Origin of the sequence: [Bacillus] caldolyticus (genome assembly GCF_003595605.1) — a bacterium.
GTDB lineage: Bacteria > Bacillota > Bacilli > Bacillales > Anoxybacillaceae > Geobacillus > Geobacillus thermoleovorans.
On the sequence record NZ_CP025074.1, the window covers coordinates 2,264,327 to 2,283,447 of the forward strand.

The window sequence follows — 19,121 nt, forward strand, 5'->3', positions numbered from 1 at the left end:
GAGTTCCAACCGAGCCCCAGGAAGACTAGGTTGGAACCTTTTTATTATCGATCGTCGGCTGGGAACACGATGCCGGTTTGTTTTCTCGCTTCGTCCATGATTTCCATCGTCCAAAGCGAATGGCGGTGCGAGTTGATGGCCGATTCGTGTTCTCCGTTTTCGATCAAACGGATAAACTCTTGTGCTTCATAATACATCGGCGGCTTGTCCTGCGGCGCGGTGATGTCCTCGACGCGTCCGTCGCGGTAGCGGATTTCCGCTTTGGCTGGTGTGTGGATGGCGTCGATGATCATGTTTCCGTCTTCCCCTTGAATCTCCGAAGGCAAGTGTGAGTTCGTGATTTTCGAATAAAAGACGACCGCGTCCATGTCGCCGTAATCGAGCACGATCGAGCCCTCGCCATCAACGCCGGATTCGAGCTTCACGCTTTGCGCCTTCACGCTGCGGGGTTGGCCGAACAAAACGACCATCGGGTACAGGCAATAGACGCCAAGGTCCATCAACGCCCCGTTCGAGAGAGCGGGGTTGAAGGCGTTGAGCACCGTTCCTTGTTTATAAGCGTCATAGCGCGATGAGTATTGGCAATAGTTCGCCACATAACGGCGGATGCGGCCGAGCTTATGGATGTGCTCGCGGATGGACTGGAATGTGGGGAGCAGCGTCGCTTTCATCGCTTCCATCAACACGACGCCGTTTCGCTCCGCCGCTTCGATCATCGCTTTGACTTCTCTCGCATTGGAGGCGAGCGGTTTTTCGCATAAGACGTGCTTGCCGTGATTCATGAGCAAAATCGCCTGCTCGGCATGAAGTGCGTTCGGGCTGGCGATATAGACGGCATCAATGCCGTCGCTTTCGGCCAGCTTTTGCAAGTCCGTGAACGTCCGCGGCGCCCCGACTTTGTCGGCAAACTGCTTTGCGGTCTCCTCGGTTCGCGAGTAGACGGCGGCGAGTTCGAAGGAATCGACGAGGCGCGCGGCGTCAAGAAATGCTTCGGTGATCCAGTTTGTGCCGATGGTTGCGAATCGAATCATGTTGTTTGGCCTCCTTCATTTGTATCGACCCCATTGTACCACAAATCAACGGAGAGGCTTCGTTTTGTCATCGTCATGGAGCAACTGTGCTTTTCTCTCTAGTTTTCATACAGCTCGATCGGCAGCCCGTCCGGATCTTGGAAGAAGGTGAATCGTTTGCCGGTCGCTTCATCAACGCGGACGGGTTCGGGATCGATGCCGTGTTGGCGCAAGTAGGCAATGGCTTCATCGAGGTTGTCCACCGCCAAAGCAAGATGGCGCAGTCCGCACGCTTCCGGGTAGCTTGGGCGCTTCGGCGGGTTTTCAAAGGAAAATAGCTCAAGCTGAATGCCGCCATCAGCCTCCAAATCGAGTTTGTACGAACGGCGCTCAGCGCGGTATTGCTCCCGGATGGGGCGAAATCCGAGAATTTCTGTATAAAATCGTTTTGATCGTTCATAGTCCGAGCAAATCAAAGCGATATGGTGAATCGTGGCAAGGCGCATGTCAATTCCTCCTTATATAAACGGGTGATGCCGTTGAACTAGTTTTATTTTTCAATTAGAAAAACCTTATAAAACCAACTTCTTTTTCACCCAATGCCGCCGATTGGCGCCTGTATGGCTCATACTGGGAAAAACAGCCTCCCCGCCGTTTTGGACCCGTTCCCGGTGTTTGGGGACAAATGAAATCGAAAATGTTATGTTGCGATAATGGAAGTTGCTGTCGTTGATTGTCGAAGTGGGCGAAAAATGTCTGCTCTCCTTATATTGACAGTTTGACAATCTATAGACTATCATAAATCTTGTAGGTTGGAAAATTTAAAATATTCATTTGATATTTTGGTAGAAAAAACGAATGGTCACCACGTTTTTTGTAAGCGCTTAACTTCTATGTTTCCTCATGATCGCCGCACCAATTGATGCTGCACCATTGTGTTTGTTTCCCATCACAGCATGAGAACAAGGGGAAGGGGATATGGCATGATCTACGAATTTAAATTGCCTGACATCGGCGAAGGGCTGCATGAAGCGGAAATCATCCGCTGGCTCATTCGCGAAGGGGATGTGGTCAAGGCCGATCAGCCGATCGCTGAAATTCAAACGGATAAGGCGATGGTGGAAATGACGACGCCGGTCGCTGGCAAAGTGGTGGCGCTTGCCGGGCCGGAAGGGGCGACGGTGAAGGTTGGAGAGCCGTTGATTGTCGTGGAAACCGAGGCGGCGGTGGCGGCCGAAGCGGCGCCGACTGACCATTTGGCTCAGGAGCCTGCGTCTGCTGTTCATATAGAAGCCCCGCGCCCAACGGTGGGGCGCAAGCGGGCGATTGCCGCGCCGTCGGTGCGCAAGCGGGCGCGGGAGTTGGGCGTTCCGATCGATGAAGTGGAAGGAACGGGCGAAGGCGGCCGGGTGACGCTCGCCGACTTAGAGCGATATGTCCGCGAGCGGGAAGCAGCCGTGGCGGTGGCAGAGCTACGTGAAAGGAGCGGGGCCGCGGTTTTGCCAGTTGGGGGCACGGCGATAGAGCAAAAGGCGGACAAAGCCGCATGGACGTCCATCGCCAGCATGGAGCGTGTGCTTCCAGAAGAAGAGCGCATCCCGCTTCGCGGCTTGCGCAAAAAAATCGCCGAAAAAATGGTGAAATCGGCGTACACGGCGCCGCATGTGACCGGCATGGACGAGGTGGACGTGACGAAGCTCGTCGAGATCCGCAAAAACCTGGCCAGCGAGCTGGCCAAGGAGCAGATCAAGCTGACGTATTTGCCGTTTATTATTAAAGCGGTGACAAGGGCGCTGAAGCAATATCCGATGTTTAACGCTTCGCTCGATGAAGAGACGAATGAAATCGTCTTGAAAAAGCGCTATCACATCGGCATCGCGACGGCGACGAAAGCGGGGCTTGTCGTCCCTGTCATCCGCGACGCCGATCAAAAATCGATCCGCGAGCTCGCCGTTGAGATCGCCGAGCTGTCGGAAAAAGCGCACCGCCAGGCGCTTCGCCTTGACGAGCTGCAAGGAAGCACGTTTACGATCACGAGCACCGGCGCGGGCGGAGGGTGGTTTGCGACGCCGATCATCAACTATCCGGAAGTGGCGATTTTCGGAGCGCATGCGATCAAACGGCGCCCGGTTGTCGTCGGCGACGAAATTGTCATCCGCGATATGATGGGAATGTCGCTCACCTTTGACCACCGCGTCATTGACGGCGAGCCGGCCGGGCGGTTTATGCGGACGGTGGCCTACTATTTGGAACATCCGGAAGTGCTGCTTTTGGATGCGCGGTGACGGGCGGGCCTTTGCCCCATGTTGGAAAAGGGCGAGATGGGAAAAGGAACGAGCCGCCTATGAAAATACAAATGGGAGGGAAACCCATGTTTGATCCGGACCAATTGTCGGTCGAGGTCGTGCAAATTTTGGACGAAAACGGAAACGGCGACGAGGGGAAGCTGGCAGCGTTTTCCGATGAGTGGCTGCTTCGTGCCTACCGGGAAATGCGGCGGGCGCGTGTCATTGATGAGAGGCTGTTGCGCATGCAGCGGCAGGGGCGGATCGGGACCTACGCCCCGTTCAGCGGCCAAGAGGCGGCGCAAATCGGCAGCGCCCTTGCGCTTCATAAAGACGATTGGATTTTCCCGAGCTACCGCGAAGTGGCGGTATGCTTGATGCATGGCATGCCGCTTGAGCAGTTTTTCCATTACGTGCAGGGCCGCTTGTCAGGGAAACGGATGCCGGATGGGGTGAATATTTTTCCGACGCAAATCATCATCGCTGCTCAGACGCTTCATGCGGTCGGCTGCGCGTGGGCGTCGAAATTGAAGGGCGAACCGCACGTATCGGTGGCGTATTTCGGCGACGGGGCGACGTCAGAGGGCGATTTTCATGAAGCGATGAATTTTGCCGCGGTGTACAACGTGCCGGTCATCTTTTTCTGCCAAAACAACCAATACGCCATCAGCGTCCCGTACCGGAAGCAGACGGCCAGCCGGACGATCGCGCAAAAGGCGCTTGCGTACGGGATGAAAGGGGTGCTCGTTGACGGCAATGACGTGCTGGCGGTGTACGAAACGATGAAGCAGGCCGTCGAAGCCGCTCGCCGCGGCGAGGGGCCGATGTTGATCGAGGCGCTCACCTATCGGCTCGGGCCGCACACGACGGCGGATGACCCGACGAAATACCGCCGGCCGGAAGAAGTCGAGACATGGCGGGCGAAAGATCCGCTCCGCCGTCTGCGCCTGCTTTTGGAACGGCGCGGATTATGGACGGAAGCGCAGGAAGACGCGCTTGTCGCCCAAGTGAATGATGAAGTGACCGCGGCGTACGAGGAGGCCATCGCCAGCAAGTCCGGTTCGATTGTCGATGCATTCGATTGTGTGTACAGCGAGGCGCCCAAATTGCTGGCCGAGCAAAAAGACGAAGTGATGCGGCGCAAACAACGGAGCGGGGTGAGATAAATGGCGGAATTGACGATGATTGAAGCGATCAATGAAGCGATGCGCCAAGAGATGGAGCGCGATCCGCGCATCATCGTGCTGGGCGAAGATGTCGGCGAAAACGGCGGCGTCTTCCGGGCGACGGACGGGCTGCTTGCGCAGTTTGGCGAGGGGCGCGTGTTTGATACGCCGCTTGCGGAATCGGGCATTATCGGCACGTCTATTGGACTGGCGATCAACGGCATGCGCCCGATTGCCGAAATTCAGTTTCTCGGGTTTGTGTACCAGGCGATGGACCAGCTGGCGGCCCAGGCGGCGCGCATCCGCTTCCGCTCGGCCGGACGGTTTTCGTGCCCGATCGTCGTGCGCAGCCCGTACGGCGGCGGGGTGCGGACGCCGGAATTGCACTCCGATGCGTTGGAGGCGCTGTTTACCCATTCGCCGGGCTTAAAAGTCGTCATGCCGTCCAATCCGTACGATGCGAAAGGGCTGCTCATTTCCGCCATTCGCGATGAAGACCCGGTTCTGTTTCTGGAGCCGATGAAGCTGTATCGGGCGTTTCGCATGGAAGTGCCCGAAGAGCCGTACACGATTCCGCTCGGCCAAGCACGGGTTGTGAAAGAAGGAGACGATGTGACGATCATTGCTTGGGGGGCGACCGTGCCGCTTGCCGCCAAAGTCGCCGCCGAGATGCAAGCGAAAGGAGTCAATGCGGAGGTGATCGACCTTCGCTGCCTGCAGCCGCTTGATATCGACACCATCATCACTTCGGTGGAAAAAACAGGGCGGGTGATGATCGTCCGTCAACTACCCCCACTTAGCTAACGCTTGAAGTGGGGGCTTGCAACTCCCCAGAAGTACAAGCGGACTTCGTCCTCCTTCCTTGACTTGGGGTTGCATCAGGGCAGGTTGACAACTACCCAACGACGCAGGTCATGCCTGCATCGTTACCGATTCTCTCGGTGTGTCTGTTGGCAGTACTTGGCTTCCACACACAACAGACGGATCTACGCTCGATGTTTTACGGTTACAACGTTTCCTGTAACCAACTCCATACATCGAGTAGCAGTTATTGGAGTGCCTTTATTAAACGGTTTTCTCCACGCCTTTATTATATCATACACAAAAGAAAAGGGGAACGCGCATTCCTCTCCCACTTACTCCCTTTGGTCGTTGAAGTGGGAGTCTCCTGCGCGAAATAGGATGAAGCAGTGAAAACGGGCGGGTTTGGCGCCGAAGTGGCGGCCTTGATCAGCGAGCGGGCGCTCTTTTCTCTATCAGCTCCAATCGTGCGTATCGCCGGCTACGACACGCCGTATCCGGTGCCGTCGGTGGAGGATGATTGGCTGCCGAACGCTGAGCGGATTGCGGAAGGAATTGAAACGTTGCTCCGTTACTAAACGAACCATGCCATCCGGGTCGATCGATCCACCATCAGAGTGCGTCAAGAGAAAAGGCGGCGCATCGATGGGTGGCGTCGCTTGATCCGATCGGGTGAGGAGGAGAACGATGAACGTATACGAATCACTGCTTGAATTGATCGGCGACCGCGAGCGGGTGAGCATCAATGAAACGGTGCTCGAACACCACAGCAAAGGCATCGCCTACCATGCGCCGCACAAGCCAGATGTCGTCGTCTTTCCGAAAACGGCGGCGGAAGTGGGCCGGGTGATGGCGTTTGCCAACGAGCATCGCATTCCGGTCACACCGTTTGGCGCCGGCACGAGCTTGGAAGGGCATGTCATTCCAGTTGCGGGCGGCATCAGTTTGGACTTGACGTTGATGAACCACATCATCGACATTCGCCCGGACGATTTTCTCGCCATCGTCGAGCCGGGGGTGACGCGGCTGCAGCTGAATGAGGCGCTGAAGCGATACGGGTTGTTTTTCCCGGTCGATCCGGGGGCGGACGCGACGATCGGCGGCATGGCGGCGACGAACGCGAGCGGCACGAACTGCGTGAAATACGGCGTCATGCGCGATCAAGTGCTCGGATTAGAGGTGGTGCTCGCGGACGGTTCAGTCATTCAGACGGGAAGTTTGGCGGTGAAATCGTCGGCCGGCTATGACTTGACCGGCTTGTTCGTCGGATCGGAAGGGACGCTTGGCGTATTCACCCGCCTCGTCGTCCGCCTGCACGGCATTCCGGAGGCGACGAACGCCATCAAAGTGTGCTTCCCGTCTCTCGAGACAGCGGCAGGGGCTGCGTTTGCCATTTTGCGGTCCGGCGTCGGCCCCGGCAAAATCGAGCTGGTGGACGAGGCGACGATCGCCGCGGTCAATGCGTACAAAAAAACCGATTACCCGGTGAAGCCGACGCTCTTTATTGAGCTGAGCGGCAGCCCGTCAAGCGTCGAGGAAGGGACAAAGCTTGTCAACGAATTGTGCGAAGCGGAGGGGGCGGTTTCGTTTGTGGTCGAGACCGACTCGCTCGCCCGCGCGAAGCTGTGGGAAGCGCGCCACCATGCGGCGTTTGCCATTCAAGCCGCCTATCCAGGCAAGGCGATGCTCTCCACCGACGTGTGCGTGCCGCTGTCCGAGCTGCCCGACGCTATCGCCGATACACGTCGGCTCGTTGACGAGCAGAAGATGACCGCCGCGATTTTCGGCCACGTCGGCGACGGCAATTACCATACGGTGCTTGCCTTTGACCCGAACGATGCAGATGAGATGGCGCGGATCGAACGCGTGCACACCCATATCGTCCGCTACGCTTTATCGCGCGGCGGCACGTGCACGGGAGAGCACGGCATCGGCCTTGGCAAACGGGCGTTTTTGCGCGAGGAGAAAGGAGACGCCGTCGTGTGGATGAAACGGTTGAAACAGCTGTTTGACCCAAACGGCATTCTCAATCCGGGGAAAATTTTTTGATCATAGCGGACGCTCTGCATCCCTGCCTGTTGGCGGGGATGTTTCTTTTGATCGGCGGGCGGCGCAAAGGAGAAATCCGCTAAGCGTGCCTCAAACAACACCACAGTGTCAAGGCTGAGTTTACAAAAACAAACGCATTGTCCGCGAAAAGGTTGGTGAAAAACAGCCGGTTCCCTTGGATCGACCATCATGGAAAAAGAGAAACGGGTGTTTCAAGATTTCTTCATTTGAGAAGGGTTGCTAGGAAACGGGACGCCCTAGTTCCCCCCTTCCTTCTAAAACTTATATGCACAGCCCGTTCTTGCCTTTGTAACATAGTGTTACAACATAGAAACAGTTGTTTTTCGTTTTCCTTTTGTTACAACAAGGCGCCATGCCCTTTACTTTTGCCATCCGGCGCGGTTTAGTAATAGTAGATGGAGCCAACAACAAGGCGATGGCGTTGCTGCAATCAGCAGAGTTGGGCTCAAACGGTTGGGCTGCTGTCCTTTCCGATCGTTTCCGTCTTCCGTCCCAGCAGTCGATACATTTCTTTCGCTAACCGTTCGAGCAAGTAGACGACCGGAAGCTGGGTTGTGACATCGGTCTGCCCGATCCGCTCCGGTGTGGTGTAGTACGTCAAGTTGTAGTCCGAGATGTTCGCGAGTGTGCAATGTTTCCGGTTGGTGATGCTGATGATCGTGCTGCCGTTTTCCTTGAACCGGTGCACTTGGGCGAGCGTATAGGACGTCTCTCCAGACACCGACAAGGCGATGACGGCGCAGTTGTGGAAATAATGGCCGTAAATCGGAAAAAACGGATCCTTGATGTAGACAGAAAACTTTTGAAAGGCAGAAAAATAGCGCGAGCCGTATTCGGCCAAAATACCGGAGCTGCCCGATCCGACGAAAATGACGTGATCCGCCCGGGCGATCGCGGCTGCCGCATCCAGAATGGTCCGCTCGTAATCGGCGGTCAGCGTCCGTTCGAAAAATTCCTTAAGCGCCTCTTGACTGCTGATGATCGCGGTTCGCTTTGTCTCGCGCAAATACAGCTTCCATTTCGTTTTAAATTCACTGAACCCTTCGCATCCGACCTTTTTACAAAAGCGGAGCACGGTCGGCGGCGAGACATGGACGGCTTCGGCGAGCTCGCGGATGCGCATGTACGCGACTTCATGCGGATGTTTCATCACATAGTCGTAAATGGCGTAGTCGAGCTCGGAGAACTGGGCGATTTGTTCAGGAGTGAACATCGGGACACCTCGCTTTCATGGGACGGAACGTGCGATAGCTGGGAAAGGATGGCGCTTTCAAGCCCACTGGTTGATTCCTACATTGATTATACCATGCCCAACAGGGCGAAAGGGGAAGAGGAATATGGATAAACGATTGAAAATTGCGACGATTGGCGGCGGGTCGAGCTACACGCCGGAATTGGTCGAAGGGTTGATCAAGCGTTATCATGAATTGCCGGTCGGGGAATTGTGGCTTGTCGATATTCCGGAAGGCAAAGAAAAACTCGAAATCGTTGGCGCACTGGCCAAACGGATGGTCGAAAAAGCCGGCGTGCCGATCGAGATTCATTTGACTTTGGATCGCCGTCGGGCGCTTGACGGGGCGGATTTTGTGACGACGCAGTTTCGCGTCGGGGGTCTTGAGGCGCGGGCGAAAGACGAGCGCATCCCGCTCAAATACGGGGTGATCGGCCAAGAGACGAACGGCCCGGGCGGATTGTTTAAGGGATTGCGGACGATCCCGGTCATTTTGGACATCATTCGCGATATGGAAGAGCTTTGCCCCGATGCATGGCTTATCAACTTCACGAACCCGGCTGGGATGGTGACGGAAGCCGTCTTGCGCTATACGAAACAGGAGAAAGTGGTCGGCTTGTGCAACGTGCCGATCGGCATGCGCATGGGCGTCGCCAAGCTGCTTGGCGTTGATGCCGACCGCGTGCACATTGATTTTGCCGGCTTGAACCATATGGTGTTTGGCTTGCACGTCTATCTGGACGGAGTCGAAGTGACTGAAAAGGTGATTGACCTCGTCGCCCATCCAGACCGCTCCGGTGTGACGATGAAAAACATCGTTGACCTTGGCTGGGAGCCGGACTTTTTGAAAGGGTTGAAAGTATTGCCGTGCCCGTACCATCGATATTACTTCCAAACGGACAAAATGCTGGCTGAAGAGCTCGAGGCGGCGAAAACGAAAGGGACGCGCGCCGAAGTTGTGCAGCAGCTCGAAAAAGAGCTGTTTGAGCTGTACAAAGACCCGAACTTGGCCATCAAGCCGCCGCAGCTCGAGCAGCGCGGCGGGGCGTACTACAGCGACGCCGCGTGCAGCTTGATCAGCTCCATTTACAACGACAAGCGCGACATTCAGCCGGTCAACACGAGAAACAACGGCGCCATTGCGAGCATCCCTCCGGAATCGGCGGTGGAGGTAAACTGCGTCATCACGAAAGATGGACCGAAACCGATCGCCGTCGGCGATTTGCCGGTCGCGGTGCGTGGGCTCGTCCAGCAAATCAAGTCGTTCGAGCGCGTCGCTGCCGAGGCCGCGGTCACTGGCGACTACCAAACCGCGCTCGTCGCCATGACGATCAACCCGCTTGTCCCGTCTGACACCATCGCCAAACAAATGTTGGACGAAATGCTTGAAGCGCATAAAGAACATTTGCCGCAGTTTTTTAAACAGGCAAAAGCAACGGCTGGGAACTAAGCCGCTTAGGAACGGATTGACCAAGCCGCCGACGACAGGCGGCTTGGTCATGAAATACGACAGAAGCATTCTTCCGATTGTTACGGGACATTTTTGATCTGCTGCGGATTGGCCAGTGTCGGATGTTTTTGTTTGGTTGTCAATTTATGTTTTATCGTTGTTGGCAGAAGCATTACGCGCGCCTGATCCATCATTCCATAAATGGAGAAAAGCAACCGTGCATGCGGTTGCTTTTTGCGCTTAGTATAGGATTGATTGCTACGGTAAGAAGTGTTGTTGCGTGGCTAGATTATTTCGCTTTTAATGCGCGAATCTCATTTTCTTGTTCAAGCGAGCGAAATGCAAGTGATTGGAGAACGAGCTCTTGCCGCGCTTGACTGGCGATAACATTGTCTAGTTTTCGTAGCGCTTCAGAGAGGGTTTGTTTTATTGCTGGGATTTCATTGATGGTTTCTAACGTTTCCATCACCGCTTGTTTAATAAACGGAATATCTGCCACATCATCTTTCGTCGCCATCCGCTGTTCGATGCTGGCAATATCGTCTTTTGTCGCCATCGTTTGCTCGATCTGGCTGATGCGTTTGTCCATAGCGGCAATATCGTCTTTTGTCGCCATCGTTTGTTCGATCTGGCTGATGCGTTTGTCCATAGCGGCAATATCGTCTTTTGTCGCCATCGTTTGTTCGATCTGGCTGATGCGTTTGTCCATGGCGGCAATATCGTCTTTTGTCGCCATCGTTTGTTCGATCTGGCTGATGCGTTTGTCCATGGCGGCAATATCGTCTTTTGTCGCCATCGTTTGTTCGATCTGGCTAATGCGTTTGTCCATAGCGGCAATATCGTCTTTTGTCGCCATTGTCTGCTCAATATGACTGGCGCGACTTTCTAATGCTCGAATATCATCTTTCAACGCAGCCACATCGTCTTTCGTTGCCATATTCGCCCGCAAAAAAGCCAGCTCATCAAAAATACGTTCTAACAACTGCTCCATCATCTTCACCTCCTTTTTTTCCGTTTCTATTATATCATTATTCGACAAAAAGAAGCAGGATCGAAAGGAAAATATGATCAAAAATTTTTTGAATTTTTTCTTAAGGTACATATATTGTCCATGTAAAAAAGGGGCTCTTCACCAAAAGTTGTACTTGATTTTTTCTGAACATACCTTATTTATGCTTGTGAGGGAAAATCAACAAATCCGCGATTTTGGCACATCTTTGTGCAGGAAACTGTATTGCTTGTCAAGTACATGTTGTGGTGAAGAGCCAAAAAAGGTAGGTAAATGAATTTTTTGCATAAAAGGGCATCATTTATATACGTCGAAAAGAAGAGGAGGGCGATGTGAGGCCGCGGCAGGCGGGAAGAAGGGAGAGACACGGCATCCATTTTCTTTTGTCTAGGCTAGCGCCCCGGCATTCGTGTACAATGGCGGTAGGAGGGATCAAGATGCGCGATTGGTGGAAACGGCTGTTTTACGGGGGCGGCATCGCCCTGCTCTTTGCAAGCGCTTCCTTCACCGCCTATTGCGCTTGGAACGTGTATGCGTATCCGAAATCAGAGAAGGAACGGGTTCCGGAAAAAACAAAAGAGGCCTATCATTTCGTGCTTGTGCCAGAGGAACTCGATAATGATTACTGGCGGCTCGTGGAAAAAGGAGCGAAAGCGGCGGCGAAAGAACTGGGGGTTGATCTTGAGTATATCGGCCCGCGGCAGGCGAATATGGATGAGCATTTGCGCATTTTGAAAAAAGCTGCGGCGGCGAAAGTCGATGGGATCATCACACAAGGGTTGACGGAAGCGGAATTTGTCCCCGTGATTAACGAAATTACGGACAAGAATATTCCTGTAGTGACGATCGATACGGATGCCCCGACGAGCCGACGTGTCGCCTATGTGGGAACGGATAATTATTATGCCGGTTTTCTCGCGGGACGGGCGTTGGCTGAGGATACGAAGGGCAAGGCGACGGTCGCGATTATTACCGGCAGTTTGACGGCGGCGCACCAACAGCTGCGAGTGCGCGGATTTGAGGATGCGGTGAGACAGGAAAAAGGCATCCGCATCGTCGCCATCGAAGAGTCGCACATTACGCGTGTGCAAGCCGCGGAAAAGGCGTATACGATTTTGAAAAAGCACCCGGATGTGAATGCGTTTTACGGCACAAGCGCGCTTGATGCGATCGGTATTGCCCAAGTGGTGGAACAGTTTCACCGCGAGCAAAAGACGTATATTATCGGTTTTGATACGCTTCCGGAGACGATCCGCTATTTGCAGAAAGGAACGATTGCGGCGACCGTGGTGCAGGAGCCGTATGAAATGGGATACAAGGCGGTCAACATGATGGCCGAGATCGTCGCCGGGAAAGACGTGCCGGCGGTGACGAATACGGAGACGAAAGTGATCCGAAAAGAGGATTTGCCGCTGCGCCCGGCGCGCCATTATGAGGTCAACACGCCATGAAGGCGCCTTCCAAGCCTCCGTAGGGAGGGGGCTGAAAGCGGAGAAAGGTTGGCGAACACCGCTAAAGCATGAGAGATGGCCGTCCTTGACGTTCGAACACGTTCGGCTTGAAGCGGCAGGGCGATGCAGGCAACAAAGCGCCGGTGACAGCGGGGTGGAATCGAGATGAACATTCGGACGAAGATGCTGCTTTGCTTTACCGTGTTTTTGCTTTTGCTCAACGGAGCGGTGTTTCTTTTGTATCAGACGAGCGAAGAGATGATGAGCGATTATGATCAACGGATGCGCCGATTGCTGTTGCTGAATGAGGTGTCGCAGCGGACGAATCGGATGACCGAACAACTCAATGCGTACGTCTCGGAAAAAGAAGGACGGTATGCACGCGCTTATGAGCGGGAGTTCCGCTGGCTGCAGCAACGCCGCCGGCAGCTCGGCGCCATCTTGCCAGTGCTGTCCGACCGGTTGGCGGCGGAAAACTATGAACATATGATTGAAAGTTTGCTGGAGGAGGCGGCGCTGACGGTCTATCATTTTCAAGCTGGAAATATTGGCTTGTACTCGTCCCACTTGCATGAAACGATGAACATTGCGTCCTTTTTGCAAGAGGAAACGTTAAACTTGATTGACGATGAGCTGACGGCCTACCAACGGCGGTACGATGAAGTGGAGCGGCGCAACCGCTATTTCCGCTATATGGGAATGGGATTGTTTGTCACGACGTTGTTGCTTGGCGCCTTGCTGGCGGTGTTCTTTTCCGGCCACGTAACGAAGCCGATCATTCTTCTCTCGCGCGCTGCCCGATCCATCGCTGACGGGCGGCTGGACGGGCCGGATGTGGAGCCGACGACGAATGACGAACTGCGATTGTTGACGATCACGTTTAATGATATGCGCCGCAATTTAAAGCAGCTGATTGCGGAGATGAAACAAAAGGCTGAGCTCGACCGGCTGGTGAAGGAGCTGGAACTCAAAAGCTTGCAAAGCCAAATCAATCCGCATTTTTTATTCAATACGCTGAACACGGTTGCGAAGATGGCGTACTTGGAGGACGCCCAGCAAACGTCGCGGCTGATTGAAGCGGTGGCGGCCATTTTGCGCTACAACTTGGGCGATTTGCAGCGGACGGTGACGCTTGCCGATGAGGTGCGCATCGCCCGTGAATATTTCTTCATCCAGCAGACGCGGTTTTTTGATCGGATCAAGTTTTCGTTAGAGGCGGAACCATCTTGCCTCGATCAACCGATTCCGCCGCTCACGTTGCAGCCGCTGATTGAAAATGCGTTCATCCATGGCATTGAGACGTACGAGCAGGGAGCCGAGCTGTCCGTGTCCGTTTTCGCCGAAAACGGGCGGGTCGTTGTGGAAGTGCGCGACAATGGCGTTGGCATGGATGAGCAGGTGAAAGCGGAGCTTGAAGCGTTGATCCGCGGCGAAGAACCGCGGACGCGCCGTGAGCAAGGGCGCGGCCATTCAACCGGCATCGGCTTGCACAATGTCATTCGCCGACTGCAGCTGTTTTACGGAGTGATGGATGTGGCCGAAATCGAGTCTGCACTAGGAAAAGGAACGACGGTGCGGTTATGGCTGCCAAGATGGCAAGGGGGGATGAACGGTGAAAGTGGCGATCGTCGATGATGAGGCGTTGGAGCGAAGAGCGCTTTGCAAAATGATTAGCGACCACCTTCCGGATATCGAGGTGGTCGCCGAGGGCGCCAACGGGCGCGAGGCGGTCGAGATCGCCAAGCGTTATCGTCCGGATATCATGCTGATTGACATCAAAATGCCCGGCCTTGACGGGCTGCAAGCGATCGAAGCGATTCGCCAAGACGGCCTCGATCTGGAGTTCATTATTGTGTCGGCGTTTGATTTGTTCGACTATGCGAAACAAGCGATGCGGTTTGGCGTCAAGGAATATTTATTGAAACCGAGCCGGAAGGAGGAGGTCATTTCGGCTTTGGAACGGGTCAGCCAAGAAGTGGCGGCCAAGCGGCGACACGAGGAGAGCAGCCGCCAGCTCGAGGAGCAGATTCGCCGGTTGCAGACGCTTGTGGAAAGCGAATGGCTGTCCGTCCTCATGACAGAAGACGTAGCGGCTGATGAGTGGGAGCGATGGAAGGAACTGCTGCCGTTTTCGATTGCGTCGGGGATGTTCCTCGTCATTCAGTTCCCGGATGCAGGGGTGGCTGACGAATGGAAATCATGGCTGGACAAGCAGCTTAGCGGGAAGGCGCCAACGCGCTATTGGATCGGGCGGATGGCGAACCGGCGCCTGCCGGTCTTGTTTTTCCGCAGCCCAAACGATGGCGAGCCAGCCTGGAAGCCCGTCATCCAGGCATTGGCGCTCGATTTGGCGCGGCAGTTTTCGGCCCGGTACGGCGCCGCGCTGTATATCGGGCTCGGCTCCCCGTTTTCCCGCCTTGACCAACTTCGTTCCTCGTACTATGAGGCGCTGTCGGCCGCTCATTATTACGCCGACCGGCAAAAAGCACAAGTGGGGTTTCTGCCGGCGGAAGCGACGCGCGCCGGCGGGGAAGCGGAACGGGATAAACAGCTGTTTGAAGCGCTGCGCCTTGGCGACATCGAGCAAGCCCGGATGATTTGTCTGACGTATATAGAGGAACTGGCCTCTTCTCATTCACTGCCGGCCGCCGGCCGCAAAGCGGAAGAGACCTTTGTGTGGCTCGGGCGTCTTCTATCGGAGCTGGGCATTCGTTATGAGCGGCTCGCTTCCTTTGCTTCCTGCCGGTCGGCGGCAGAATTGAAGCGAGCGGCGCTTGATGAACTGGACCGCATCGCCGCTGATCTCGAGGTTTGGCGCCAGCAGCAAGCTCACGGCAAAATCGGCAAGGCGAAAGAGTACATTGACCGCCATTATGCCGAGTCGCTGACGCTTGAGGAGGTGGCGGAACAAGCGGGCATCAGTCCGTACTACTTCAGCAAACTGTTCAAAGAGCAGTTTGGCATCACCTTTATCGACTATGTGACGAACGTGCGCATCGAACGGGCGAAAGAAGCGCTGGCTGAGACGGATCAAAGCTTAAAAGAAATTTGTTTTTCAGTCGGCTACAACGACCCCAACTATTTCAGCCGCGTCTTTAAAAAGCAGACCGGCCTGTCGCCGAGCGAATACCGGAAAAAAGTGCAGGCGCGCTGACAAGGGGAGTGCTGTCTCCAACAAGGAAGGTGCATGGCAAGTCAAAAGGTAAGTCCCGCAGACAAAGCAGGCTGCCCCGCCCTCTTCCGGCGTCTGAAACGAAGCCCGCCCCACTGATGGGGAGACGGGCTTTTTTCGCGCCATGGAAGCGAACCGGCCGTTAGCTGTACCAGCGAGCCTTCCGTTTGCCCAACAGGAGAAAGGAAAACAAAAAAGTGAAGAAAAACGCAAAAAAGTGAAGAAATCAAGCCGCCGTTTGCTGGACAGCGCATGGTACACTCGATGTTGAAAGGGGTTTCAAAAACAAAAGACAAAGGGGGAGAACCATGAGAAAGAAAGCATCCGCATGGCTGGCGTTGGCGCTTGGCGTCGGTATGGCGCTGTCGGGCTGCAGCAGCTCGAACTCTTCATCCGATCACGCCAAACAAGGCAGCCAAAAAGCGGGAGAGAAGCTCGAGATTTTCAGCTGGTGGACCGGAGCCGGTGAGGAAGACGGCTTAAAAGCGCTCATCAAACTGTTCCAAGAAAAATATCCGGATATTAAAGTCGAAAACGCGGCGGTGGCCGGCGGGGCCGGAACGAACGCCAAGGCGGTGTTGGCGAGCCGCATGCAAGGGAACGACCCGCCATCAACGTTCCAAGTGCACGGCGGAGCGGAGCTGAATGAAGGCTGGGTGGCCGCCGGCAAAATGGAGCCGCTCAACGATTTGTATGAAAAAGAAGGCTGGATGGACAAATTCCCGAAAGCGCTTATCGATATGGTAAGCAAAGACGGCAACATTTACTCCGTGCCCGTCAACATTCACCGCGGCAACGTGCTTTGGTACAACAAAAAAGTATTTGCCGACAACGGGCTTCAGCCGCCGAAAACATTCGACGAGTTTTTCCAAGTGGCCGACAAGCTGAAAGCAAAGGGCATTACGCCGCTCGCCTTAGGCGACAAAGAGCCGTGGGCAGCGACGCACCTGTTTGAAAACGTGCTGCTTGGCACGCTCGGAACGGAAAACTACAAGAAACTTTGGACGGGAGAATTATCGTTTAACGACCCACAAGTGAAACAAGCCGTTGAGACGTTTAAGAAAATGCTTGGCTATATTAACGAAGACCATAGCTCGCGCAACTGGCAAGACGCCGCCCAGCTCGTCGCCGAAGGAAAGGCGGCCATGTACGTGATGGGCGACTGGGTGAAGGGCTATTTTGTCAACGATTTGAAATTGAAGGTGAACCAAGACTTCGGCTATGTGCCGGTGCCGAATACGGAAGGCAAGTTTATGGTCATTACCGATACGTTCGGCCTGCCGAAAGGCGTGAAAAACCCGGACGATGTGAAGAAGTTCTTATCGGTGCTTGGTTCGGTGGAAGGGCAAGATGCGTTCAACCCGCTGAAAGGCTCCATCCCGGCCCGCATCGACGCGGATCCGTCCAAGTACGATGAATACGGCAAACAAACGATGCAAGACTTCAAAACAGCCGAATTGGCGCCGAGCTTAGCCCACGGCTCCGCAGCGCCGGAAGGGTTTGTCACGAAGGTCAATCAGGCCGTCAACATTTTCGTGACGCAAAAAGATGTGAAGACGTTCATCGACACGTTGGCTTCGGCTGCAGCAGAACTGAAGAAATAATGGAGAAAAGGGGACGGGAGCCATTCTCTTCCCCTTTTCGCCATCATGAGGAGGAATCGTAGTGGAAACGGTCAACGTCACAACGACGGAGAAGGCAACGGCTGTCCCCGCGGTGCGGAAAAAGCGGAAATGGACGGCCGATCATTGGCTGGCAGCGGCGTTTTTGGCACCGTCGGTCGTACTGATTTTCTTATTTGTGTACGGGTTTATCGGCTGGACGGGGTATGTGTCGTTGAGCAACTGGAACTCCCTTGTACCGGATTGGTCGTTTGCCGGGTTGAAAAACTATCTGTATTTGTTTCATGATTTCCGCTTCCAGGCCGACTTGCGCAATACACTTGTGTTTACGGTGTTGTTTATCGCCGCCGTCATTGTGCTCGGCCAACTGCTTGCCATTTTGCTTGACCAAAAACTGCGCGGCGAGTCGCTGTTCCGCAACATTTTCTTCTTCCCGATGGCCTTGTCATTTGTCGTCACCGGAGTCGTGTGGCAATGGCTGTTCAACCCGTCAACGGGCGTCAACTTGTTTTTAAAACCGCTTGGCTTGGATGGAAAATGGTATACGGATACGAACATTCTGTTCGGATTTCATTGGGGCAAGATTGAGTTTGGCATCCCGGTCGCCATCATTGCGGTGGTCGTGGCGGCTGTTTGGCAAATGACTGGCTTTGCCGTCGCGATGTATCTCGCCGGCCTGCGCGCCATTCCAGATGAAGTGCGGGAAGCGGCGCGGATGGACGGAGCGACCGAGTTTCAATTGTATTGGAAAATCATTTTGCCGCTGCTGCGGCCGATCACTGTCAGCGTCATCATCATCATGGCTCATATTTCGCTCAAAATTTTCGATTTGATTTACGCCATGACCGGGCCGGGGGCGAACTTTGTCACCGATGTGCCGGGCGTGTACATGTTTGAAACGACGTTCCGCGGCAACTATTACGCCAACGGCGCGGCGATTGCGATCGTGATGCTGCTGTCGGTCGCCATCTTTATCGTTCCGTATCTTATCTCAAGCCGGAAGGGGGGATCGTGATGGCGAGATCCGTGTGGGCGCGGCCGTTTTTGTATTTGTTGGCCCTCGTCATGAGCGTGTTTTTCCTGTTGCCGGTGTATGTCATGGTCACAACGAGCTTGAAGCCGCTCGATGAAGTGACATTGGCCGATATGTGGAAGCTGCCGTCAACGATCGATTGGAGCAGCTACGCGACGGCATTTGACAAGCTCGCCCCGAACTTTTGGAATTCGATTTTGCTCGTCGTGCCGGCGACGCTGCTCTCCGCGCTGCTTGGGGCGCTCAACGGCTACGTGCTGTCGAAATGGAAGTTTAAAGGAGCGGATACGCTCTTTACGCTCATTTTGTTCGGCATGTTCATCCCGTATCAAAGCATTCTCATTCCGCTCATCCAGTTTTTGCGCGAAATCGGGCTGTACAACACGATTCCGGGGCTTGTGTTCGTCCATGTCGTCTACGGCATTCCGATTACGACGCTCATGTTCCGCAATTTTTACGCCGCGATACCGGATGAGATGATCGAGTCGGCGAAAATCGACGGCGCGGGATTTGTCCGCATTTTCCGGTATATTATGCTTCCGCTGTCGATTACCGGGTTCGTCGTCGTGGCGATTTGGCAGTTTACAAACATTTGGAACGAGTTTTTGTTCGCGGTGACGATCACGACATCCGACAAACAGCCGATCATGGTCGCCTTGCAAAATCTATCCGGCAGCCAAATCGTCCAATGGAACGTGCAAATGGCAGGAGCCTTGCTTGCCGCACTGCCGACCTTGCTTGTGTACATCTTCCTCGGCAAATACTTCGTCCGCGGCTTGCTTGCCGGATCGGTGAAGGGGTGAGCAAAAAAGAAGGTGCAC

The 19,121-nt window shown here is 54.7% G+C and carries 14 protein-coding genes and 2 pseudogenes; 12 read left to right on the forward strand and 4 right to left on the reverse strand.

The window, feature by feature from the left end; genetic code table 11:
- Positions 1–44: 44 nt before the first annotated feature.
- Together CWI35_RS11780 and gloA2 are read right to left on the reverse strand one after the other, a co-directional pair.
- Complete coding sequence (locus CWI35_RS11780; RefSeq protein WP_119877773.1) at positions 45–1,031, reverse strand: Gfo/Idh/MocA family protein; 987 nt, start codon at positions 1,029–1,031, stop codon at positions 45–47.
- Positions 1,032–1,129: 98 nt separating this feature from the next.
- The gene (gene gloA2, locus CWI35_RS11785; protein WP_033011380.1) at positions 1,130–1,516 is read right to left on the reverse strand and encodes an SMU1112c/YaeR family gloxylase I-like metalloprotein; all 387 of its coding nucleotides are present in this window, start codon (positions 1,514–1,516) and stop codon (positions 1,130–1,132) included.
- Positions 1,517–1,993: 477 nt separating this feature from the next.
- On the opposite strand from gloA2, the gene CWI35_RS11790 reads away from it, so the two are divergent.
- The 5 genes and pseudogenes from CWI35_RS11790 to CWI35_RS11810 all read left to right on the forward strand — a co-directional run bounded on the left by CWI35_RS11790 (position 1,994) and on the right by CWI35_RS11810 (position 7,311).
- Positions 1,994–3,295: a dihydrolipoamide acetyltransferase family protein gene (locus tag CWI35_RS11790; RefSeq protein WP_119877774.1), complete on the forward strand. Its 1,302-nt coding sequence runs from the start codon at positions 1,994–1,996 to the stop codon at positions 3,293–3,295.
- Positions 3,296–3,381: 86 nt separating this feature from the next.
- A complete protein-coding gene (gene pdhA / locus CWI35_RS11795; protein WP_119877775.1) occupies positions 3,382–4,461 on the forward strand; it encodes a pyruvate dehydrogenase (acetyl-transferring) E1 component subunit alpha in 1,080 nt (359 codons plus the stop codon).
- Positions 4,462–5,247, forward strand: a pseudogene (locus CWI35_RS11800) (alpha-ketoacid dehydrogenase subunit beta); the annotation flags it as partial.
- A 398-nt stretch (positions 5,248–5,645) separates the two neighbouring features.
- A pseudogene (locus tag CWI35_RS11805) lies at positions 5,646–5,840 on the forward strand (transketolase C-terminal domain-containing protein); the annotation flags it as partial.
- 109 nt (positions 5,841–5,949) lie between these two features.
- Positions 5,950–7,311, forward strand: a complete 1,362-nt coding sequence (locus tag CWI35_RS11810; protein WP_119877776.1) for an FAD-binding oxidoreductase — start codon at positions 5,950–5,952, stop codon at positions 7,309–7,311.
- 466 nt (positions 7,312–7,777) lie between these two features.
- Here CWI35_RS11810 and CWI35_RS11815 read toward each other — a convergent pair whose 3' ends face one another.
- A complete protein-coding gene (locus CWI35_RS11815) occupies positions 7,778–8,545 on the reverse strand; it encodes a MurR/RpiR family transcriptional regulator (RefSeq protein ID WP_015375932.1) in 768 nt (255 codons plus the stop codon).
- Positions 8,546–8,669: 124 nt separating this feature from the next.
- On the opposite strand from CWI35_RS11815, the gene CWI35_RS11820 reads away from it, so the two are divergent.
- Positions 8,670–10,013 carry a 6-phospho-beta-glucosidase gene (locus tag CWI35_RS11820; protein WP_119877777.1) on the forward strand — a complete coding sequence of 448 codons (1,344 nt, stop codon included), beginning with the start codon at positions 8,670–8,672 and terminating at the stop codon, positions 10,011–10,013.
- 289 nt (positions 10,014–10,302) lie between these two features.
- Here the strand turns inward: CWI35_RS11820 and CWI35_RS11825 are convergent, their stop codons facing one another.
- Positions 10,303–11,004: a hypothetical protein gene (locus CWI35_RS11825; protein ID WP_119877778.1), complete on the reverse strand. Its 702-nt coding sequence runs from the start codon at positions 11,002–11,004 to the stop codon at positions 10,303–10,305.
- Positions 11,005–11,459: 455 nt separating this feature from the next.
- Between CWI35_RS11825 and CWI35_RS11830 the strand changes: the two genes are divergently transcribed.
- From CWI35_RS11830 to CWI35_RS11855, 6 genes are all read left to right on the forward strand, one after another.
- Positions 11,460–12,473, forward strand: coding sequence for a sugar-binding protein (locus tag CWI35_RS11830; protein ID WP_119877779.1), 1,014 nt, complete (start codon positions 11,460–11,462; stop codon positions 12,471–12,473).
- Positions 12,474–12,638: 165 nt separating this feature from the next.
- Positions 12,639–14,108, forward strand: a complete 1,470-nt coding sequence (locus CWI35_RS11835) for a sensor histidine kinase (protein WP_119877780.1) — start codon at positions 12,639–12,641, stop codon at positions 14,106–14,108.
- On the forward strand, positions 14,086–15,627 hold the full coding sequence (locus CWI35_RS11840; protein WP_119877781.1) for a response regulator transcription factor: 1,542 nt from the start codon (positions 14,086–14,088) through the stop codon (positions 15,625–15,627). The genes CWI35_RS11835 and CWI35_RS11840 overlap by 23 nt, the downstream gene beginning before the upstream one ends.
- A gap of 326 nt (positions 15,628–15,953) precedes the next feature.
- Complete coding sequence (locus tag CWI35_RS11845) at positions 15,954–17,249, forward strand: ABC transporter substrate-binding protein (protein WP_119877782.1); 1,296 nt, start codon at positions 15,954–15,956, stop codon at positions 17,247–17,249.
- A 61-nt stretch (positions 17,250–17,310) separates the two neighbouring features.
- Entirely contained in the window at positions 17,311–18,282 is a 972-nt protein-coding gene (locus CWI35_RS11850; protein ID WP_119877783.1) for a carbohydrate ABC transporter permease, read from the forward strand.
- Entirely contained in the window at positions 18,282–19,103 is an 822-nt protein-coding gene (locus CWI35_RS11855; RefSeq protein WP_119877784.1) for a carbohydrate ABC transporter permease, read from the forward strand. Before CWI35_RS11850 ends, CWI35_RS11855 begins: the two co-directional genes overlap by 1 nt.
- Positions 19,104–19,121: the final 18 nt, after the last annotated feature.